The 19,157-nt window shown below is 62.6% G+C and carries 19 protein-coding genes and 2 pseudogenes; 10 read left to right on the forward strand and 11 right to left on the reverse strand.

Annotated elements, in window-relative coordinates; translation table 11 throughout:
• Window positions 1-61: 61 nt before the first annotated feature.
• Entirely contained in the window at window positions 62-190 is a 129-nt protein-coding gene (locus tag NUU27_RS02630; RefSeq protein WP_257760494.1) for a hypothetical protein, read from the reverse strand.
• A 137-nt stretch (window positions 191-327) separates the two neighbouring features.
• On the reverse strand, window positions 328-1,227 hold the full coding sequence (locus NUU27_RS02635) for a LysR family transcriptional regulator (protein WP_257760495.1): 900 nt from the start codon (window positions 1,225-1,227) through the stop codon (window positions 328-330).
• Between the two features lie 100 nt (window positions 1,228-1,327).
• Between NUU27_RS02635 and NUU27_RS02640 the strand changes: the two genes are divergently transcribed.
• A complete protein-coding gene (locus NUU27_RS02640) occupies window positions 1,328-2,161 on the forward strand; it encodes an SDR family oxidoreductase (RefSeq protein ID WP_257760496.1) in 834 nt (277 codons plus the stop codon).
• A 74-nt stretch (window positions 2,162-2,235) separates the two neighbouring features.
• Window positions 2,236-2,718 (forward strand): lipocalin-like domain-containing protein, encoded by a 483-nt coding sequence (locus NUU27_RS02645; RefSeq protein ID WP_257760497.1) that lies wholly within the window; start codon window positions 2,236-2,238, stop codon window positions 2,716-2,718.
• A 420-nt stretch (window positions 2,719-3,138) separates the two neighbouring features.
• On the opposite strand, the gene NUU27_RS02650 is transcribed toward NUU27_RS02645, so the two are convergent.
• Window positions 3,139-4,074: an SDR family oxidoreductase gene (locus NUU27_RS02650; RefSeq protein WP_257760498.1), complete on the reverse strand. Its 936-nt coding sequence runs from the start codon at window positions 4,072-4,074 to the stop codon at window positions 3,139-3,141.
• Window positions 4,075-4,078: 4 nt separating this feature from the next.
• Window positions 4,079-4,825 (reverse strand): class I SAM-dependent methyltransferase, encoded by a 747-nt coding sequence (locus NUU27_RS02655; protein WP_257760499.1) that lies wholly within the window; start codon window positions 4,823-4,825, stop codon window positions 4,079-4,081.
• On the opposite strand from NUU27_RS02655, the gene NUU27_RS02660 reads away from it, so the two are divergent.
• Complete coding sequence (locus tag NUU27_RS02660) at window positions 4,824-5,966, forward strand: AraC family transcriptional regulator (RefSeq protein ID WP_257760500.1); 1,143 nt, start codon at window positions 4,824-4,826, stop codon at window positions 5,964-5,966. The genes NUU27_RS02655 and NUU27_RS02660 overlap by 2 nt on opposite strands.
• Window positions 5,967-6,025: 59 nt before the next feature.
• On the opposite strand, the gene NUU27_RS02665 is transcribed toward NUU27_RS02660, so the two are convergent.
• Window positions 6,026-6,910, reverse strand: coding sequence for a LysR family transcriptional regulator (locus NUU27_RS02665; protein WP_257760501.1), 885 nt, complete (start codon window positions 6,908-6,910; stop codon window positions 6,026-6,028).
• A 485-nt stretch (window positions 6,911-7,395) separates the two neighbouring features.
• On the opposite strand from NUU27_RS02665, the gene NUU27_RS02670 reads away from it, so the two are divergent.
• Genes NUU27_RS02670 through NUU27_RS02680 form a run of 3 tightly spaced genes read left to right on the forward strand, consistent with a single transcriptional unit; the run spans window position 7,396 to window position 10,484 of the window.
• Window positions 7,396-7,806 (forward strand): c-type cytochrome, encoded by a 411-nt coding sequence (locus tag NUU27_RS02670; RefSeq protein WP_257760502.1) that lies wholly within the window; start codon window positions 7,396-7,398, stop codon window positions 7,804-7,806.
• Between the two features lie 41 nt (window positions 7,807-7,847).
• Window positions 7,848-8,300 carry a (2Fe-2S)-binding protein gene (locus NUU27_RS02675; protein ID WP_257760503.1) on the forward strand — a complete coding sequence of 151 codons (453 nt, stop codon included), beginning with the start codon at window positions 7,848-7,850 and terminating at the stop codon, window positions 8,298-8,300.
• A 3-nt stretch (window positions 8,301-8,303) separates the two neighbouring features.
• Window positions 8,304-10,484, forward strand: a complete 2,181-nt coding sequence (locus tag NUU27_RS02680) for a molybdopterin cofactor-binding domain-containing protein (protein ID WP_257760504.1) — start codon at window positions 8,304-8,306, stop codon at window positions 10,482-10,484.
• Window positions 10,485-10,647: 163 nt separating this feature from the next.
• On the opposite strand, the pseudogene NUU27_RS02685 reads toward NUU27_RS02680, so the two are convergent.
• From NUU27_RS02685 to NUU27_RS02695, 3 genes and pseudogenes are all read right to left on the reverse strand, one after another.
• Window positions 10,648-10,749, reverse strand: a pseudogene (locus NUU27_RS02685) (IS3 family transposase); the annotation flags it as partial.
• A 43-nt stretch (window positions 10,750-10,792) separates the two neighbouring features.
• Window positions 10,793-11,010 (reverse strand): annotated as a pseudogene (locus tag NUU27_RS02690) (alkene reductase); the annotation flags it as partial.
• Between the two features lie 52 nt (window positions 11,011-11,062).
• Window positions 11,063-11,851 (reverse strand): SDR family oxidoreductase, encoded by a 789-nt coding sequence (locus tag NUU27_RS02695; protein WP_257760569.1) that lies wholly within the window; start codon window positions 11,849-11,851, stop codon window positions 11,063-11,065.
• A gap of 111 nt (window positions 11,852-11,962) precedes the next feature.
• Here NUU27_RS02695 and NUU27_RS02700 point away from each other — a divergent pair, with 111 nt between their 5' ends.
• Window positions 11,963-12,511 carry a TetR/AcrR family transcriptional regulator gene (locus NUU27_RS02700; RefSeq protein ID WP_257760505.1) on the forward strand — a complete coding sequence of 183 codons (549 nt, stop codon included), beginning with the start codon at window positions 11,963-11,965 and terminating at the stop codon, window positions 12,509-12,511.
• A gap of 392 nt (window positions 12,512-12,903) precedes the next feature.
• On the opposite strand, the gene NUU27_RS02705 is transcribed toward NUU27_RS02700, so the two are convergent.
• On the reverse strand, window positions 12,904-13,812 hold the full coding sequence (locus NUU27_RS02705; protein WP_257760506.1) for a LysR family transcriptional regulator: 909 nt from the start codon (window positions 13,810-13,812) through the stop codon (window positions 12,904-12,906).
• Between the two features lie 97 nt (window positions 13,813-13,909).
• Here NUU27_RS02705 and NUU27_RS02710 point away from each other — a divergent pair, with 97 nt between their 5' ends.
• The 3 genes from NUU27_RS02710 (at window position 13,910) to NUU27_RS02720 (ending at window position 16,889) form a co-directional block, all read left to right on the forward strand.
• Entirely contained in the window at window positions 13,910-15,334 is a 1,425-nt protein-coding gene (locus tag NUU27_RS02710) for an aldehyde dehydrogenase family protein (protein ID WP_257760507.1), read from the forward strand.
• Entirely contained in the window at window positions 15,331-15,720 is a 390-nt protein-coding gene (locus NUU27_RS02715; RefSeq protein WP_257760508.1) for a carboxymuconolactone decarboxylase family protein, read from the forward strand. The genes NUU27_RS02710 and NUU27_RS02715 overlap by 4 nt, the downstream gene beginning before the upstream one ends.
• 98 nt (window positions 15,721-15,818) lie before the next feature.
• Window positions 15,819-16,889 (forward strand): aldo/keto reductase, encoded by a 1,071-nt coding sequence (locus NUU27_RS02720; protein WP_257760509.1) that lies wholly within the window; start codon window positions 15,819-15,821, stop codon window positions 16,887-16,889.
• Here NUU27_RS02720 and NUU27_RS02725 read toward each other — a convergent pair.
• Together NUU27_RS02725 and guaA are read right to left on the reverse strand one after the other, a co-directional pair.
• Window positions 16,807-17,169, reverse strand: coding sequence for an SDR family NAD(P)-dependent oxidoreductase (locus NUU27_RS02725; protein ID WP_257760510.1), 363 nt, complete (start codon window positions 17,167-17,169; stop codon window positions 16,807-16,809). The genes NUU27_RS02720 and NUU27_RS02725 overlap by 83 nt on opposite strands.
• A gap of 398 nt (window positions 17,170-17,567) precedes the next feature.
• Window positions 17,568-19,127, reverse strand: coding sequence for a glutamine-hydrolyzing GMP synthase (gene guaA, locus NUU27_RS02730; RefSeq protein ID WP_257760511.1), 1,560 nt, complete (start codon window positions 19,125-19,127; stop codon window positions 17,568-17,570).
• Window positions 19,128-19,157 lie beyond the last annotated feature (30 nt).

Here is a 19,157-nt window from a genome sequence, read left to right on the forward strand (position 1 = left end):
CTAATCAGTGTCGCCTGAGATCGAATGCTCAAAGCTCGATTAAACCTGCCTATTCCTGCAATCAGGAATTGCCCGGCTCGGTGCAGCGCAGGATCATCGCATCCCACCCGCTCACGGCCACTTCGGCCACATCCTCCGGTTCCAGTCTCTCCGCAGCCAGGCGCTGGAGCCCGCCCCTGTCTGCCTGCAAGGACGTGATCGCCTCGCTTGAGGCGATCGCGGACGCCGTGCCCGATGATCACGGGACGATCGAGGACCTCTTCACAGACGCAAACCGCATCGCGGCGCGGCTGCAACACCGGCACGCCGGTCAAGCCCTTCCCGAGCCTATGTCCCGAGTTTCATCGCCTTCAAAGTGTCGATGAAGGCCCGCAGGGGCGAGGGCATGTGCCGGTTGCGGGGGTAGTAAAGCGCGAGCCCGTCAATGAGCGGACACCAGTCTTCCAGAACCGCGCAAAGCTGCCCGTCGCCGAGGAATGGCTGCGCGAAGTGCTCCGGCAGATAGGCAATGCCGTGACCCGCCGCTGCGGCCTCGGCCAGCAGGTCGTTGTCGTCCAGGGTCAGCGCGCCGGGGACATCCAGGGCGACTTCGGTGCCCTGCTTCGAGAATTCCCACCGATAGCGTTTGCCGCTGGGCAGGCGCTGCCTGATGCAGACATGCGCCAGCAAATCCTGGGGTGTGCGCGGCCTCCCATGGTCGCGCAGGTAAGCCGGAGCGGCCACGGCAATGAAGCGTGTCTCACCACCCAAACGCACGGCGACCATGTCCTGTGGAACGGCTTCGAGGAGACGAACCCCCGCATCGAAGCCCTGCCCGACGATATCGACAAGCTCGCCCTCCGAGACCAGGTCCAGTTCGACATCGGGACAGTTCGTCAGGAACCGCGGCACCACCTTGCGCAGCAGAATCCGGGCGCCGCTTTTATTGGCGTTGATGCGCAATATCCCGCTCGGGCGGCCACGCACCTCCGACAGCGTATCGAGCGCATCGTCAAGATCCCGGAGAACCGGATTGAGCCTTTCGAGCAGGTCGGCGCCCGCCTGCGTCGGCGAGACGCTTCGGGTCGTGCGGTTGAGCAGGCGCACGCCCAGCTTCTCCTCCAGCCCGATGATGGCGTGGCTGAGAGAGGATCGCGACACGCCGAGAACATCCGCCGCCTTGCGAAAGCTTCGATGCTGCGCGACTGCTGCAAAGGCGGAGAGATCGTTCAGGCTGGGTCTCGTCATTCGTGAACTTTCCTCACCAGGCAATCCGAAATTGGAGCCATTATAGCATCAATAGGAGCACCTAGATCAGAAGGGACCGCCAAAACCGAAGGATATTCGCATGACGAAAACTTGGTTCATCACCGGCACCTCCTCCGGCCTCGGCAACGAAATGGCCGCCCAATTGCTCGCACGAGGCGACCGGGTGATCGGCACCTCCCGCCGCGTGGACTCGCTGAAAGATTTCTCGGAGCAATATCCGAACCGCTTCGACGCTTGTCTGCTTGACCTTACCGAGCCTGACAGCCTCCGGCACGCCGTCGACCGCGTTTTCGACAGGCACGGCAGGATTGACGTCATCGTCAGCAATGCGGGCTATGGCCTGTTTGGAGCCGCCGAGGAGCTGGACGCGGCAGAGATCGGCCGGCAGATCGCGACCAACCTGACCGGTCCGATCCACCTGATCCGGGCCGCCTTGCCCCACCTGCGCCGACAGGGTGGAGGGTGTATCGTTCAGGTCTCTTCGGAAGGCGGCCAGATCGCCTATCCCAGCTTCAGCCTGTACCATGCCACCAAATGGGGCATCGAAGGCTTCGTCGAGTCCCTCGCGCAGGAGGTGGCGCCCTTCGGGATATCCTGCGTCATTGCAGAACCCGGTCCCACGGGAACGAACTTCGGCGCCAACCTCGTGGTGGCCGCGGCATCCGATACTTACGCGGACACCCCCGCCGGTGCGGTGCGCCGGGCGATTGGCGACGGCAGCTTCGTGCTGAAAGGGGACGCGGCCCGGACCGCTGCGGCGATGATCGACGCCGCCGACAGCAGTAAGCCCCCCCTTCGCCTGACCCTGGGCAGCACGGCCTACGACTCGATCTCCGCGGCCCTGAGGACACGCCTCGCAGCGCTCGAAGCGCAATGCGACGTGGCCCTCGCGGCAGACCGGACGGACCTCTGATTTCAGAGAGCCGCGGCATCATCCCTTTCCCGCCAAACAGCAAAAAGATCGGACGAACCATGAATCTTAGGCATATGGCCACCGCCCTCACCCTGTCTATCGCCGCTCTGCCCGCGCTGGCGCAAGCTGAGCCGCCCAATGAGATCGTCGGCACCTGGCGCATGGTGCAGGCGACGCTCGACCCGGGCGGCGAGAACGTCCTTCCCTACGGCCGGAAGCCAAACAGCATGCTGGTTTTCACACCCGACATGCATTTCATCGAAGTGCTCACAAACGGGGATACGCCCCGCTTCGCGTCAGATGTACGGGGCGAAGGAACTGACGAGGAAAATCGCATGGCGATGGCGCAAAGCATCGCATTCTTCGGCACTTACTCGGTGGACGAAAACGGAGTGTTCAGCGGCAACCGCGTCGAGGGCGCCACCTTTCCGAATTGGATTGGCAGCACACGCACCACCGAAGACCTTACTCTCACCGTGGAGGGCGACCGGATGTTCGAAACCTTCACACGACCTGAAGGCACGCGCATCGAAATCGAATGGGAACGCGTGAACTGACCAGAGTGCACCATGCAAACCGATATCGAGACGCGCCCGTCACGGCGCCATGCCACACCGGAGGTACAATCCATGCCCATTGACCGCCGCACAGTATTCAGGATTGGGGCGCCGACGCCGCGTCCCCGTCAGCAAATGTCCGCGCCTCACCCTGGGATAGAGACCGCAGCCGCGCTCGTCCCAGTCCCGCTCGTGTACCAGATGCCAGCGCGGCTTCGTAGGCGGCACCGCCGGCATCTCGCCGTTTTACCGTGATCAAGGTCGGCCTCCCGATAGAGCGCGTCACATCGGGGACAGGCAAGCAGTCGTTCGATTGCGGTTTCAACGCGATGAGATGACATGGCAGGTCCCCGCAGAGGCAAGGCGTCCCTCGCTGCGGGCCGCCCCACTCGGATGGTCCCTGCAGGAAGGCCGCGCTCTTCAGGACTTGCTTGAGACGGCGCGATCGAACGACCCGCCCGTCATCTTCTCGGCTTCACTCCACAGACGCGCCGCGACCTCTACATCCTTCGCCCGATCGACGATCCGCGCGGGGGATGGGTGCCCCCGCGTCTCCGCCAGACGATCGGGGCCGTAATAGCCCCCCGGGCGCGCGTTCGGGGACGTCGCCGCGTAGAGGCTGGGCAAGGCGCCCTTTGCGACGGGCTGAAACAGGAACGGCAAGGCCGTGCGAACGATCCTGCTGAAATCCCATCGGCCCGCGGAATTGGGGATCAGATCGCTGCGCGAGATCCCGGGATGCGCGGCGATGCTTGCAACGCCCCATCCCGCTGCGTCGCTGCGCCTTTGCAGTTCGAACGCGAAGATGAGGCAGGCAAGCTTCGACTGGCTGTAGTTCACCATCGGCTTGTAGGACCGCTCGGCATTCAGGTTCTCGAAATTCACCTCTCCGCCATTCGCCGCAACGCTGCTCAGGGATACAACCCGGGCGTCCTCGCCCCTCAGCAGGAGCGGCAAGAGCTGTGCGGTCAGCGCGAAATGCCCCAGAAAGTTCGTGCCGAACTGAAGCTCGAACCCGTCGGACGTCAGACGTCGTGCGGGCGGCGCCATGACCCCTGCGTTGTTGATCAGCACATGCAGGCTCTCGCGGGTGGCACGCAGCCTTTCGCCAAAGGCCGCGATCGAAGACAGGTCCGCAAGATCAAGCTGTTCGAAGACGACATTGGCCGTCTGCGATCTGGCGCGGATGAGCGCAACCGCTTTGGCACCGCTGACCGGGTTCCTGCCGGCGACGATAACCTCCGCCCCCGCTTGCGCCAGCGCCGATGCGGTCTCGAATCCGATCCCTCCCGTGCCGGTCACCACCATCGAGCGGCCGGTCAGGTCGGGAATGTCGTTCGTTGTCCATTTGGTCATCCGTTCAGTATCCGTGTGCTGAATAAAGGCGTTGCGGCGCGGGAGAGACCCGTCTGATCCGGTAGACGGAGGCCGGGGGCAGATTCCGAAACGTGCCGCCAATACGCTCGGCATCAAGTCCCAGGCGGTCGAGCACTGGCCGGGGCACCGGACAACGCGGTCCATATGTGAATTGGTAGAACGCTGCATCGGGCCGCAGGTGAAAGAAGGTTCCGGCCAGGATCGCCATCACCGTGCGCGGCGACATCGACAGCAAACCAAGGCCGCTAATGGCGGCCCCTGCTTTGCGGCCACTGAAGAGCGTTTGTACCCGCAGACGCGCCGCACTCATCTCCAAGACCTGCGCCTGAGGAAATCGTACCCTGAGCAATGATGCGAACTCGGCATCCAGTTCGATCAGGGTGAGTGCCTCCGGATCGAGGCCCCGCGCGATCAGGGCTTTGGTGAACACCCCTGTTCCCGGCCCGAGTTCAATCACGGGGGCATGGTGCATCTCGATTTCCGAGGTTATGAGAGCGGCCAGCGCCCCGCTGGACGGGGCGATTGCGGCCACACGAAGCGGCGCCGCCTTCCAGGAGCGAAGAAAGCGGAGCGTGTCGGAGCCCTCGGCGCGCCTGTCGACTGCGTGCCCACGCAGATGAGGAGGGCAGCGGAGCAATCGGGCGGCGGCGCCTTCGGCAGTTGATCGCGTCAAGAGCGGTCCGCTCTTCGCTTCTGACGCCTTGGTCCGACAGATCTTGAGTTCAACCATGTCGGACCTCCCCGGTCTGAAAGGACGCACTCCTATATTGGCAGGGTTTCGGAGAGAGAGAGAGGGCAATGCAGTCATCGACGTTTCCAGGCTTTGCTCGTTTCACCCAAAGATGAAGTCGTACGATCGGCATCGCTTGCCTGATCCGTGCAAAAACCTGCCTGAAACTCCAAGCGTCTGGTCAGCGCTGGAAGGATCAACCATATTCGGTTCCGAGAAACTGACCGGGAGCGCCGCTGTGAAAACCGATCTTGCCGATGCTTTTGCCAGCTATGTCGCCGCACATGGCGGCCCCGATGCACTGTCCTCAACTCCCGTCGAGAACCTCTTTCTGATGTGCAGCACCAAGAAACGGCTACCGTTTCGCAAGATGTACAAACCCTCGCTCTGCATAGTGGCGCAAGGGGCCAAGAGGATCGAGGTTGCCGAAACGGTGCTGGATTATCCCGCGGGCACCGCTCTTGCGATCAGTGTCGAGCTGCCGGGGTACGGGGGTGTGACGCAGGCCAGTTCCGAAGAGCCATTCCTCGGCATGACGATCGAGTTCGACATGGACATGATCCGCGCGGTTCTGGACAAGCTGCCGACGCCGCCCTCCACCGCCTCGGACGGCTCGGGGCTTTTCGTCGAACAGCTCAGCGACGCTCAGCAAGATTGCATTGCCCGGCTGGTCAGGCTGCTCGAGATGCCGGAGGCTGTGCCGGTGCTCTATCCCGCCATCATGCAGGAACTCTACTATTGGCTGCTCGTCGGGCCAAACGGCGGAGAGATCGCCAAGATGGTTCGTTCAGAGAGCCATACGCAGCGCATCGCCGACGCGATCTTTCACCTGCGCCGGGATTTCAGGAGGCCGGTCAGGATCGAGGAACTGGCCGATGTCGCCTGCATGAGCCCGTCGTCCTTTCATCAGCACTTCAAGACGCTGACGTCGATGACACCGCTGCAGTATCAGAAGCAGCTCCGTCTGATCGAGGCCCGGCGGCTGATGGTGATGGAAGCGGCGAACGTCACCAGAGCCGCCTTCGAGGTAGGATACGAAAGCCCGTCGCAGTTCAGTCGCGAATATTCGCGGCTGTTCGGCAGCCCTCCGAAACAGGATGCCATGACTCTGCGCCCGCATCGCGCCCAACTGGGTCTCTGACCTGCGCAAGCGGGTGGCGCCGCGACGATCCGCAGATCGTCGTCCCCGCGCCCCCGGGCCTATCGGGCCGCCTTCATGAAGAAATCGATGAAGGCACGAAGCGCCGGTGGCATGTGCCGACGGCTCGGATAGTAGAGATGCCAAGCCGGAAGCTGAGGCGAGAACCTGTCCAGAATTCTGACCAGACGCCCCTGCCGCAGATCGCCTTGCGCATAGGGAAGAGCAACACGGGCCAGACCGATCCCGGCGGTAGCCGCCTCGACCGCGTGGCGGGCATTGCTGACGGTCAGGCGGCCCTGCGGCACGATTGCGATGTCCTCCTCGCCTATCCGGAACCGCCACGGGAAGATCGTGCCGCTCGGAAACCGGTGCCGGATGCAGTCAAGAAGAGTCAGATCCTGGGGCGTTTCGGGCCACCCCTCGCGCTCCAAATATTCCGGCGACCCGACAACGGCGTAGTCCTGCTCCGGTCCCAGCGGCAGCGCGATCATATCCTGAGCCATCTCCAGCCCTAGTCGGATGCCGACATCGTATCCCTCGGCCACGATATCGACATTGCTCGCGTCCTCGATGATCTCCACGGCAATGTCGGGATGGCTTCGCAGAAATTCCGGCAGGTGCGGCACAATCAGCCAATCGAGCGCAGGCGCAGGCGCGTTCATCCGCACCCGGCCAGAGGGTCGGCCGCCGATCGAGCGCACCTCATCGAGCGAGGCACGGATGTCGGCGAGTGCCGGCGTGAGACGACGGGCGAGCAGATCACCGGCCTCTGTCGGGACCACACTTCGGGTGGTCCGGTTGAAGAGGCGGACCTGGAGGTCTTCCTCCAGCGCGCGAATGGTCTGGCTGAGTGCAGAACCGGTCAGCCCCCGCTCGCGCGCGGCTGCTCTGAAGCTGCCGTGACGCACAACTGCAAGGAAGGACTCGAGATCACTCTGGCGCATGGCAACAATTAATTAGATTTGCTTCACAGTCAAAGTAGCAGAAGGCGCCTACTCTTTCCAATAGGCTAGCCCCATTCTTGTCCGAGAGCGGCGGAAAGCCGGTCGTTGCAGGATTGGAAAGAACATCGACATGGCCCAGCATCGCGACTTCAACGGATCTGGCAGCATGCCTTTTGGCAGGGCTACGTCGTCCATGCGAACCGCGCCTTGTAGCGCTTCAATCACACCGGTCTTCAAGGTCGGCTGTCGCCCCCTCCCCGCGGCGAGCCCTATCAAGATCGTGGCTTTAGGCAAGTATTTCAGAGCTTCAGGCATGCCGTTCGGCCCTGCCGCACTCAGATTTCCAAGGATGAAGGCCGCATGGGAGCTCCGCGATGACCACACCGTCAGACCCCGTCTTGCGACAGAACCGCCTGTTCCACCTCCGTTTCGCTTCGGCCCGGTCGGCTTCCACACCACCAAGATCATCCGGAAAGGATAGCGCCATGCTCCGATCACCCCTTGCCTCGTCCGAGCACCATTGGCCTGTCTGGGGCGGTGGCGCCCTTGCCCTGATGATAGCTCTGGCCTCGCCCCCGGCCCACGCGCAGAGCGTCGAAGGCGAGCGCCTTTTCAGGCAACGCTGCGCGGCCTGCCACAGCATCGAGCCCGGCCGGCGCGGCAGCGGTCCGTCCCTCGCGGGGGTTGTCGGACGCGAGGCCGGGACGCTCGATGGCGCCCGGTACTCGCAAGCCATGCAGGAGGTCGATCTGGTCTGGGATGCGCCAACGCTGGACGCCTTCCTGGAAAACCCTCGTGACACCGTCCCCGGAACGACGATGGCCGTGCGCATTCCGGACCCGGAGCAGCGCGCGGCGATCATCGCCTTCCTTCAGGACGCCAGCACCGGCGGCTGATCCGACAAATCCCACAGCAACATCCACGACAAGGAGCCAACATGGTCACTCTCAACGTGAACGGCCGGACGGTCGACGTGAATGCCGCCCCCGACACGCCTCTTCTTTGGGCGCTGAGGGACGAACTGAAGCTGAAGGGCACGCGCTACGGCTGCGGCGCCGGTATGTGCGGCGCCTGCACCGTGCATATCGACGGGCAGGCCACCTTTTCCTGCCAGATGACGATCGGCGATGCCGCAGGTGCCGAAATCACCACCATCGAGGGGCTTTCGGAAACAGGTGACCACAGAGTGCAGCAGGCCTGGATCGCCGAGCAGGTGCCGCAATGCGGTTACTGCCAGTCGGGCCAGATCATGCGGGCCGCTGCTCTCTTGGCGAACAATCCCCGGCCAAGCAGACAGGAGATTGTCGATGAAATGTCCGCCAACCTGTGCCGCTGCGGCACCTATCCCCGCATCATCCGCGCCATCGAGCGCGCCGCACAGGAGGGCTGATCCATGAAGGTTCACACCAGGCATCCCACGCGCCGCGGCTTCCTCAAGGGGTCCGGCGCCCTGTCCTTTGCTCTTCTGGCCACCGGCAGCGCCGCTGTCCTTCCCTCCGCCACGGAGGCGCAGCCGCTACCGGACGGCCGGGTCACCGCATGGGTGACGATCACACCCGACAATCGCATGACGATCATGTTCGGCTCTGCCGAGATGGGTCAGGGCGTCAGCACCTCGCTGCCCATGATCGTCGCCGAGGAGCTGGATGCGGACTGGTCCACCGTCGCTTCCGAGCAGGTGAGCACGGATCCCGAGGGGGTCTACGGCAATCCCATGGCGGGGGGCATTCTCTTCGCGGCCGGCAGTTCGTCGGTTGAGGGATACTTCACCTATCTACGGCAGGCCGGAGCACAGGCCCGCCAGATCCTGATCCGGATCGCCGGCGCGCATTGGGGCGTTCCCCCCGAGGAGGTCACGACGCGGCAAAGCACAGTCCTGCACGAGCCTACTGGCGCCGTTATGACCTATGGCGAGGTCGCAGCCCTGCCCGATCCTGTGTGGCCGAGCGGCGAGATGCCCCAGGCCGAACTGAAGCTCCGCGCGGACTGGTCCATCATGGGCACCGATGTGGAACGGCTGGACATTCCGGGCAAGACGACCGGGGCACCCGTCTATTCCATCGACGTGGAGGTGCCGGACATGCTGCATGGCGCCCTGCTGCTCTCCCCGGTCGAAGGCGAGACGCCGACCCTGAACTCCGACACCGACGCCCGCGCTGTCGACGGCGTGGTGGATGTCATCGTGATGGATCATGCTGTGGCCGTGCTGGCCCGCAGCTACACGGCGGCCCTCGCCGGGCGGGATGCCCTGGACGTCCGTTGGACCGAGACCTCACCTTTCCGAAAAGCCAACAGCGCCGACGAATTGGCCGCCCTGGCCGCGGCCGCCGACGACATGTCCGCAGACGCTGTGGTCTGGGAAAGCCGTGGCGGTGATCAGGCGGCTTTTTCCTCCGCCGATGTCGTGACCGGCACCTACACGACCGAGCATGTCTACCATGCCCAGATGGAGCCGCTGAACGCAGTCGCCTCGGTCGATGCCGACGGGATGGGCGCGGAGATCTGGCTCGGCACCCAGAGCCAGACCGCCTCGATCATGATCGCCGCCGCCGTTCTCGGCACCACTCCGGACCGCATCCGGTTCCATGCGATGCAGATGGGCGGCGCCTTCGGACGGCGGACCGTTTTTGCCCGCGAACAGATGCGCGACGCACTGCTGCTGTCGAAAGCGGCGGGACGCCCGGTGAAACTGGTCTGGACGCGCGAGGATGACGTCAAGAACGGATGGCTCCGCCCGGCGACCGTACAGCGTCTGGATGCGGCGCTCGACGCCGAGGGCTATCCCACTGCCCTGCGCCACCGGATCGCCTCGCCCTCGATCTTCCAGTTCGCCATGCCCGATCGCTGGAACCCGGAAACCCGTCGCGACCTCCTGGTGATGGAGGGCGCCGAAAGCAGCGACTACGACTTCGGCACCTTCCAGGCCGAACACGTGCTGGTACCCCGGCGATCGCGCCTCTCTGCCTGGCGCGGCATCGGCTGGGCGCCCAACTGCTTCGCTCGCGAGTGTTTCATGGACGAGCTGGCCGAGCGCGCCGGCATCGACCCTGTAAGCTACCGGCGCAGGCTGCTCGCCGGATCGCCAAGGGCGCTCGCCGTTCTCGACGCGGCGGTCGCGATGTCCGACTTCGGCAACCCTCCCGAGGGCCGGGCGCATGGCATCGCCTTCGCCGGGTACAAGAAAACGCTGGCGACAGGCGTGGCGGAGGTGTCTTACGAGGGCGAGAGGCTACGGGTTCACCGCTTCTGGACTGCCATCGACCCGGGAATTGTCATCCACCCCCAAGCCTACCGTGCCCAGGTCGAGGGCGGCATCCTGTTCGGCCTGTCGAGCGTTCTGCGCGAACGCTCGACCTTCACGAAAGGACAGATCGACCAGAGCAACTTCTACGACTACGAGCCGATCCGGATCTCGGACATTCCGGAGATTGAGGTGCGGTTCGTCGAGTCCGGAGAGGCGCCGAGCGGTGGCGGCGAAATCGGAGTGCCGATGACGGCGCCTGCCATTTCGAACGCAGTGCGCCGACTGACGGGAGAGTCCCAGAGACGTCTGCCTTTCGTCACAGGATCTTAGGTGATCCGGCGTTCACGTTGATGCGGTGTTGGTCCCGTCTTTCCGGACCAACACCTTCACCGAGACATTCCTGCACCCGCTTTAATTCGTTTTGGCCTCCAATCAGGCACACGAATTTTAGCTTCTCGCAGGGTGGCCTGCTGCCGGCTTCGTGGACACCAGGTTAAGCTAACATAGCTTGCCCCTCGAACTCGACGGGGCTGAGACAGCCCAGTGTCGAGTGCCGCCGCCGAGGGTTGTAGAAGCGCTCGATGTAGTCAAACACCAAGCAAGGGCCCGCACTGCCTGTCCCGCAGTTGCTGGCATGAGCCGGGCGTGTCCTGATAGCCCTGCCCCTGTTGAGAAATCTGGGAGGCCTCGGAAATGATTAGACCGGCCGAAACGCGCTCGGCGTAATACCCAACGGTCAGGTCGCTGGGCACGAAGCTTCGCCAGCTCGGTTACGCGTGAGCGGTGCCATGACGATCCGGTTTGAAAGGGTCATGGCACCAAGGGCGGTGGGTTCGAAAAGCGTATTGTTGGTTATGATTTACCTGTGGTGTTTTTCTGCAGTGGTTGGTTTGCCGAACGAGTGATGCTCAGGTGGGCGTGCGATACCGTTCAGCGGGAAGCGCATTGGCGAGATTGCCGAGCATGGCTTTGCGCGCGCCATCGAAGGCGTCCCACTGGCCCGCATCGTGCAGCGACGGGATGGTCACCGGTTCGCGGCGGTCGAACCCGACCAGGGCGGCGTCCACCAGATCGCCCACTTCCATGACATTGTTCATGGCATTGACGTCGGCGCCGACATGATCCCAGATCTCGGTCCGGGTCGTGGCGGGAAGTACCGCCTGGATGTAGACGCCCTTGGGCCCAAGTTCGTGGGCAAGCCCCTGCGACAGGAAGAGCACGAAGGCCTTGGTCGCACCATAAACCGTCATGCCGAATTCCGGTGCCAAGCCAACGACCGAGCCGATATTGACGATCGCGCCCTCGCCAGCCTTGGCAAGACGCGGAGCAATTGCGCCGGCAAGGCGGACGAGCGCGGTCGCGTTAAGCGCCACAAGCTTGCTCATGTCATCGACGCTCTGGTCGACGAAGCTTCCGCCGATCGCCGTTCCGGCATTGTTGACGAGGATGCCGATGCGTGCATCGTCGCGCAGCCGGGTCTCAACCTCGGCAAGATCGGTCGGCAGGGTGAGATCGGCTTGGAGTATATCGATCGTTACGCCGGTTTCCTGGTGCAGACGGCCCGCAAGCGCTTCCATACGCGCCACGTCTCGGGCAACCAGCACGAGATCATGTCCGCGGCGCGCGAAGCGTTCGGCATAGGTAGCGCCGATGCCCGTGGAGGCGCCGGTAATCAGGACTGCGGAAACTTGGCTCATCGGTTTGCTCTTCTCTGTCATTGATACTATATTCATGATGGACATCATGATTGGATTTAAATATGATGACCATCATGTAAATGTCAACGGGTATCGCGGAGAATTCTGAAAATGAAGGTCAGCCGAGAACAGATGGCGGAGAACCGCCGCCGGATTCTGGACGTCGCCAGCCGGTTGTTTAAGGAGAAGGGGTTCGACGCAGTGAGCGTCGCGGAGGTCATGAAGGCGGCCGGCATGACCCATGGCGGCTTCTATGGACACTTCACATCAAAGGACGATCTGGTGGCGCAGACTCTGGCGCATGCGCTCGCCGCAGACAGTGTCGGAGAGGGCGATTTCAGCGGGTTCGTCCGTTCCTACCTGGCGCCTGGTCATCGGGATAATCCCGGCAACGGATGCCCGACGGCGGGTCTGGCCGCCGCCATTCGCCTCCAGACGCCAGCCGCGAAGGCGACCATGACCGAAGGTCTGCGCTCCCAGATTGCGCGTATTGAGCAGGCGCTTCCGGACGAGGATTCGGCCGAGACGCGTCGTGCAGCGATCGGAAGCTGGGCGGCCATGGTGGGGGCAGTCATCCTAGCCAGAGCGGTCGACGATCCTGACTTATCTGACGAGGTTCTTGAGCAAACGCGCGCTTGGATCGACGCCCATGTCGGCTAGATCGCGGGAATCGCGAGTGCGGATTGAGGCCGCATTATCCGGACGAGGGGTGGTCCAATTAGCTTAACCTCGTGTCCACAGAACCGGCAGCAGGCCATGAATCAATCGTTGGCGCGCGAAGATCTGACATTGTGGTGCGACGGCTGTCCGGTGACGAGCCCCTTCTTCGGATTGCAGTTTGGCTGAGCTCTAACCGCAACCCAAATCTGCATAAGATACTCGCCTTGGCGCGATCTCGCGATTTCGGTTCGTCCTACGAAAGGCGATCAGATCGCAAAGATTCGCTCCGGTGAGCATCTCTGGCCCAGGCGTTTTTCCAAACGACCGGCCGCTTTCCAAGGGCCCTCTATGCAGAGCGATGCCGATGGCAGCCGCCGCCAGGGTTCCGCATGTTATTCGCGATCTTCCGTTCGGGCGCGCTCACGAACGAGCTCGATAAACGCTCGCAGTTTTCGGGGAACATGACGACGTCCAGGATAATAGAGAGAAAGGCCAGGCTCCGAGGGCATCCAGTTTTCGAGGACCTTCTTCAAACGCCCTGCGCTGAGATGTTGTGCAACCGTGCGTTCTGGAAGGTAGGCGAACCCCACTCCTTGTAGGGCGGCATCCAGCATGAGCCCGCTGTCGTCCAGCACGAGCCGGCCCGGAACATCCAAAGTGAAGTGATTGTCGGCTTTAGCGAACTGCCAGCGATAGATCCCGCCGCTGGCCATGCGCGCGCGAACGCACTCATGCTCCAACAAATCCTGGGGCGTGATCGGCAAGGGGCGCCGCTGAAGATACTCCGGCGAAGCCACGATCGCCTGGTCCACGCTGGACATGATTGGCACCGCGATCATGTCGGGCGGCACCAGGTCGTCCATGCGGACCCCAGCATCGAAACCCCGACCGACAACGTCGACCAGCTCGTCCTCCGTAGCGACTTCGATCTGCATGAGCGGGTAGCGACGTAGATATTCTATCACCAGGGGCTCGAGGACGAAGCGCGCTGCGCCGAGGGCCATATTGAGCCTCAACGTCCCTGAGGGCTGCGTGAGATACTCGCCTGCGTTCTCGATAGCTCCTTCGATGACGGCAAGCGCTGGTGCAATCTCCTGAACAAACTGCTCGCCTGCCGCCGTGAGCACGACACTGCGCGTCGTGCGATTGAATAGCCGCAGACCCAACCGGTCCTCCAATCCGGCAATGGCGTGGCTGAGACCCGATGAGGACACTCCAAGTTCTCGCGCGGCTGCTCGGAACCCTCCGTGCCGAGCAACCGCGGCGACCGCCTCCAGCTCAGCAATTGTTACCTTACCCATTGCGCAATTCTCTTCATCACCCTGTCTCTAATTGTAAGTCTTATCAGATCAACGCCGATGCCGCATATCTCGAAGTAAATTCAGTAGAGGAATAACCATGCGAACAATCGACCGAATCTATATCGATGGCCAATTTGTGCTCCCGCACGGTACCGAGCTATTCGATCTCCATAATCCGGCCACGGACGAGGTTATCGGCCGCGTCCGGCTCGGAGACGTTGAAGACACGCGCGCCGCGATCGCTGCAGCGAAACGTGCTTTCGCCTCGTGGTCCCGCACCACGAAGGCCGATCGCCTCGCACTGCTCCAACGGATGCATTCCGCCATGGCGGCCAAGCGAGATCAACTGATCGAGGCGATTACGGTTGAGTATGGAGCGCCAGTTTCCCGCTCGTCGTGGATGGCCGATCACGCAGCGACCAGCTTCCTCGACGCAGCCCGCGCGCTTGAGAAGTACGACCTGATCCAGAAGATTGGCACCGCCGAAGTTGTTATGGAGCCGATTGGCGTCGCCGGCCTCATCACGCCATGGAACAGCAATGCCAGCTTCATCTGCAACAAGCTCGCCTATGCTCTCGCCGCTGGCTGCACGGCCGTCATCAAGCCTAGCGAGATGAGCGCGACCCAAACGCAGGTCGTGCTGGAAGCACTGCATGAAGCCGACGCCCCGGCCGGAGTCTTCAATATCGTCAATGGACGTGGTGACGTTGTCGGCGCCGAGATGACCGCAAATCCGGACATCTCGAAGATATCATTCACCGGCTCTACCGCTGTCGGCAAGTCAATCATGCGGGCGGCTGCCGACACCATGAAGCGCGTGACCCTCGAACTTGGCGGCAAGTCTCCGACAGTGATCCTCGAAGACGCTGATTTCGCCACAGCGATTCCGCTCGCTTTGCAGGCGGGACTTGGCAACAACGGTCAGGCCTGCATCAACGGAACGCGCATTCTGATCCCGGCTGCGCGGACCGACGAGGCCATGGCTTTGGCGAAAACGTACATTGCTGGCATCAAAACGGGCGATCCGCGCGATCCTGAAACGATGATTGGCCCGATGGTCAGCCAAACCCAGTATGAACGAGTGGAGCGGTATATCCGGGTGGGCATCGAGGAAGGTGCATCGCTCGTCGCCGGAGGCGAAGGCCATCCCGAAGGCCTTGGTGGCTATTTCGTCCGTCCGACTCTCTTCGCGAACGTTACCAACGACATGACGATCGCCAGGGAAGAGATTTTTGGTCCGGTACTGTGCCTCATCAGCTATGAAGACGAGGCAGATGCGATCCGAATCGCCAATGACACCTCTTATGGCCTGTATGCATATGTGATTTCTTCGAACTCCCAGCGGGCAACGGCCATCGCCAGCCAGATCCAGGCCGGGCGCGTATCGATCAATGGCGCTCAGCACGATCCCGAAGTGCCCTTTGGCGGGTTCAAGCAATCCGGCATCGGCCGCGAATACGGCGTGTTCGGGCTCCAGTCCTATCTCGAACCCAAAGCGTTGCTGGGCGCCGTCCGGGCATGATCGCGCATCATTCAGACGGTGTCCGCGTTTATGCGGAGCTTCGTGGCGAGGCCCGGGCGGATAAAATGACAAGCCTGGCACAGAAGTCTGGCGCGGAGGCCGCGATTGCGGACCTGTCGCTGGAGTTCGTTTTCGGAAAAGTCTGGGCCCGTGGCGGGCTGGACCGCAAGGGACGCAGCCTCGTCACGATTGGCGCGCTCATAGCGCTCCGTCAGACCGACGAACTCGAAAATCACCTCCGTGTTGCTTTGACCAACGGCCTGACAAAAACCGAGATCGAGGAAGCCATCGTACAGACCGCTCCATATGCCGGATTTCCGGCGGCATGGAGTGCCGCAAAGGCTCTTTCCACACTGGTGGACGAGCCCGCCGACGATCATCCCTGATCGCCATTTGAACTCTACCCGGCATCGAAGGGGGAGCGTCTTGGCGAGCGCCCCCTTCGATGTGCCGAAAACAATCACCCGATCAACGGACATGACCAATGAGTGAGAACGACAACCATTTGACTCGCGGTATCGAAGGTTCGGCACGGATCTACTTGGGTCATTCCGAGTTAAGCGTTCGTCCCGTCGGCCTCGGCTGCATGGGCATGTCGCAGTTTTACGGTCCGGCGGACGATGCGCAGTCGGTCGCGACGATCCGCACCGCTCTCGATCTTGGCGTCGATTTTCTGGACACCTCGGACATCTATGGAGCTGCGGACATCAGTCTTGGCGCGGAAATTCGTGGCTTTGGTCACAACGAGCAACTGATCGGCGAGGCAATTGCAGGTAGGCGCGACGAAGTGGTCATCGCAACAAAATTTGCAGCCCGGCTTAGCGAGGACGGCCGGAATGTCGTTATTGACGGTCGTCCGGAATACGTCGCCGAAGCCTGCGACGCCAGCCTTCGCCGGTTGGGGGTTGAGGTCATCGACCTGTACTACAGCCATCGAATCGACCCTAAGGTCCCCGTGGAAGAAACCGTCGGGGCGATGTCTCGCCTGATCGAGCAGGGCAAAGTGCGGGCGATAGGCCTGAGCGAGGCATCGGCCGAACAACTGCGCAAGGCGCACTCCGTTCATCCGCTGACCGCCCTTCAGTCGGAATATTCGCTTTGGGAGCGCGGCGTCGAAACCGGTATCCTTCCGACCTGCCGTGAGCTCGGTATCACCTTCGTGCCATTCAGTCCGCTGGGGCGTTCCGCTCTGACCGGTGCGCTTCAGGCCGCTACAAACTTCGCTCCTGGCGATTTTCGCGCCTCAAATCCCCGCTTCGCTGCGCAAAACCTCGCAACCAATCTCGCCCCTGTCGAGACGCTCAAGACACTGGCCGAAAGCAAGGGATGTCGTGCGGGGCAGCTCGCCCTCGCTTGGCTTCTGGCGCAGCCCTTCGACATCGTTCCGATTCCAGGAACGAAACGCGCCGCGTATGTCGAGGAAAACCTGGCCGCAACCAACGTCGCGCTCAGCCAGGATGAAATCGCCTACATCAGCGGCATCTTTGCGCCGGAACGGATCCTCGGGCAGCGCTATGCTCCTGTCCATGCCGCACATGTCGCCCATGAAAAATAGTCCCGCTCGCGGTCCAAGCCAAGGCGTCGAGCCTGCCGAGGTCAGCGACGGTACGCATCACGACATGTTCGGCGTCGCTCCCGATGAGAGGTCGGCAAAGCGCAATCGCTTCGCCGCCGGTAGTGCGTATGCCGCTTGCCAATTTTCCCAATCGGTCAGCACGACGTGCCACGAGTATAACTCGATCGCCCGATGCGGCCAGGCGGATAGCAGACGCCTGACCGATGCCACTGGAGGCGCCTGTGATTAATGCGACGGTATTGCTGAAGGATTCAGCCATTGGACGACAATCCTTTTGTTGATTTCGGATTTGCCGAACTCTCGGGGCGCAGGACGAGTAACGCGCGCTGGGTTCAGGTTCGCGTCACGTTTTAACGAACTGGGTCGGGACCCCGTTACCCTAATCTTGTCGACTTATTGCCCATTCCTCTGGTCAGTGAAGAACTTCTGCAGGAGCGCGCCCGCGGTGGTGCCTGAAATTCTCAAGTAGCGTGCTTTTAAGGCAAGAGATGTGAGAGTCGGATCATCGAAGTTGGTGCTGCGTCGTTGCGGGTGCGGAGCTAGAGCCTGACCTGCTATTGGCATCCACTATGGCTATCTGCGTCGTTCGCTACTATCAGCATCTATCGCCTGGCACTTCTCGCGCACCTCGCCGTTCCCCGCCGCATCTACGACCCGTCACTCCCACTCGATCGTCCCGGGAGGTTTCGAGGTCACGTCGTAGACGACGCGGTTTATGCCTTTGACCTCGTTGATGATGCGGGTTGCGGCGCGGCCGAGGAATTCCATGTCGTAATGGTAGAAATCAGCCGTCATGCCGTCGACGGAGGTCACGGCGCGCAGCGCGCAGACATATTCATAGGTGCGCCCGTCTCCCATCACGCCGACCGTCTGGACAGGCAACAGCACGGCGAAGGCCTGCCAGATGGCGTCGTAGAGGCCGGCCTTGCGGATCTCGTCCAGGTAGATCGCGTCGGCGGCGCGCAGGATGTCGAGCTTCTCGCGCGTCACGCCGCCGGGGCAGCGGATGGCGAGGCCCGGGCCGGGGAACGGATGACGGCCGATGAAATGATCCGGCAGGCCGAGCTCGCGGCCCAGGACGCGGACCTCGTCCTTGAAGAGCTCGCGCAAGGGCTCGACCAGGCTCATCTTCATGCGCTCGGGCAGGCCACCCACATTGTGGTGCGACTTGATCGTCACCGAAGGGCCGCCGGTGAAGGAGACGCTCTCGATCACGTCGGGATAGAGCGTTCCCTGGACCAGGAAATCGGCGCCGCCGAGTTTGCCCGCCTCTTCCTCGAAAACCTCGATGAACAGACGGCCGATGGTCTTGCGCTTCTTTTCCGGGTCGCTCTCGCCCTCCAGCGCGCCGATGAAGCGGTCGGAAGCATCGACCAGGACGAGCGGCAGATTGTAGTGCTCGCGGAACATGGCAACGACGTCCGCCGCCTCGTTCTTGCGCATCAGCCCGTGGTCGACCAGGATGCAGGTGAGCTGGTCGCCGACCGCCTCATGCGTCAGGAGCGCGGCGACGGAGGAATCGACACCGCCCGAAAGCGCGCAGATCACCTTGCCGGTGCCCACCTGCCTGCGGATCGCTTCCACCGCCTGCTCGCGGTAGGCGGCCATGGTCCAGTCGCCGGTGAGGCCGGCGATGTTGTGCACGAAGTTCGACAGGAGCCGCGCCCCGTCCGGCGTGTGCACCACTTCCGGGTGGAACTGCACGCCGTAATAACGACGCGCCTCGTCGGCGATCGCCGCGAAGGGTGCGCCCGTCGACGTGCCGACGACGCGGAACCCCGGCGGCAGGGCCGTCACGCGGTCGCCATGGCTCATCCAGACCTGATGGCGGGTGCCCTTTGCCCAGACACCGTCGAACAGCGCGCACTCGTCCTCGATCTCCAGGAAGGCCCGGCCGAACTCGCGATGGTCGCTGCCTTCCACCTTGCCGCCGAGCTGGGCGCACATGGTCTGCTCGCCATAGCAGATGCCGAGAACCGGCAAGCCCGATTCGAAGATCACGTCCGGGGCGCGTGGACTGCCGATATCGACCGTCGAGGCCGGACTGCCCGAAAGGATGACCGCCTTCGGCTTCAGGCGCCGGAACGCCTCGTCAGCCGACTGGAACGGCGCGATTTCGCAATAGACCCCGGCTTCGCGCACGCGCCGCGCAATGAGCTGCGTGACCTGGCTGCCGAAGTCGACGATGAGAACGGTGTCGGGATGGGATGTCGTCATGGCGAGCCTTTAATGAAACAGCGAACGCTT

The organism is Nitratireductor sp. ZSWI3 (assembly GCF_024655565.1).
Classification (GTDB): Bacteria; Pseudomonadota; Alphaproteobacteria; order Rhizobiales; family Rhizobiaceae; genus Nitratireductor.

What these genes read in the sequence shown, in the direction of transcription:
- NUU27_RS02705 (WP_257760506.1), bottom strand. Translation starts at nt 13,812, where the DNA reads ATGGGTAAGGTAACAATTGCTGAGCTGGAGGCGGTCGCCGCGGTTGCT.
- NUU27_RS02665 (WP_257760501.1), bottom strand. Translation starts at nt 6,910, where the DNA reads ATGCGCCAGAGTGATCTCGAGTCCTTCCTTGCAGTTGTGCGTCACGGC.
- NUU27_RS02650 (WP_257760498.1), bottom strand. Translation starts at nt 4,074, where the DNA reads ATGACCAAATGGACAACGAACGACATTCCCGACCTGACCGGCCGCTCG.
- NUU27_RS02680 (WP_257760504.1), top strand. Translation starts at nt 8,304, where the DNA reads ATGAAGGTTCACACCAGGCATCCCACGCGCCGCGGCTTCCTCAAGGGG.
- NUU27_RS02725 (WP_257760510.1), bottom strand. Translation starts at nt 17,169, where the DNA reads ATGGCTGAATCCTTCAGCAATACCGTCGCATTAATCACAGGCGCCTCC.
- NUU27_RS02645 (WP_257760497.1), top strand. Translation starts at nt 2,236, where the DNA reads ATGGCCACCGCCCTCACCCTGTCTATCGCCGCTCTGCCCGCGCTGGCG.
- NUU27_RS02715 (WP_257760508.1), top strand. Translation starts at nt 15,331, where the DNA reads ATGATCGCGCATCATTCAGACGGTGTCCGCGTTTATGCGGAGCTTCGT.
- NUU27_RS02635 (WP_257760495.1), bottom strand. Translation starts at nt 1,227, where the DNA reads ATGACGAGACCCAGCCTGAACGATCTCTCCGCCTTTGCAGCAGTCGCG.
- NUU27_RS02710 (WP_257760507.1), top strand. Translation starts at nt 13,910, where the DNA reads ATGCGAACAATCGACCGAATCTATATCGATGGCCAATTTGTGCTCCCG.
- NUU27_RS02675 (WP_257760503.1), top strand. Translation starts at nt 7,848, where the DNA reads ATGGTCACTCTCAACGTGAACGGCCGGACGGTCGACGTGAATGCCGCC.
- NUU27_RS02720 (WP_257760509.1), top strand. Translation starts at nt 15,819, where the DNA reads ATGAGTGAGAACGACAACCATTTGACTCGCGGTATCGAAGGTTCGGCA.
- guaA (WP_257760511.1), bottom strand. Translation starts at nt 19,127, where the DNA reads ATGACGACATCCCATCCCGACACCGTTCTCATCGTCGACTTCGGCAGC.
- NUU27_RS02700 (WP_257760505.1), top strand. Translation starts at nt 11,963, where the DNA reads ATGAAGGTCAGCCGAGAACAGATGGCGGAGAACCGCCGCCGGATTCTG.
- NUU27_RS02670 (WP_257760502.1), top strand. Translation starts at nt 7,396, where the DNA reads ATGCTCCGATCACCCCTTGCCTCGTCCGAGCACCATTGGCCTGTCTGG.
- NUU27_RS02660 (WP_257760500.1), top strand. Translation starts at nt 4,824, where the DNA reads ATGTCGGACCTCCCCGGTCTGAAAGGACGCACTCCTATATTGGCAGGG.
- NUU27_RS02655 (WP_257760499.1), bottom strand. Translation starts at nt 4,825, where the DNA reads ATGGTTGAACTCAAGATCTGTCGGACCAAGGCGTCAGAAGCGAAGAGC.
- NUU27_RS02695 (WP_257760569.1), bottom strand. Translation starts at nt 11,851, where the DNA reads ATGAGCCAAGTTTCCGCAGTCCTGATTACCGGCGCCTCCACGGGCATC.
- NUU27_RS02640 (WP_257760496.1), top strand. Translation starts at nt 1,328, where the DNA reads ATGACGAAAACTTGGTTCATCACCGGCACCTCCTCCGGCCTCGGCAAC.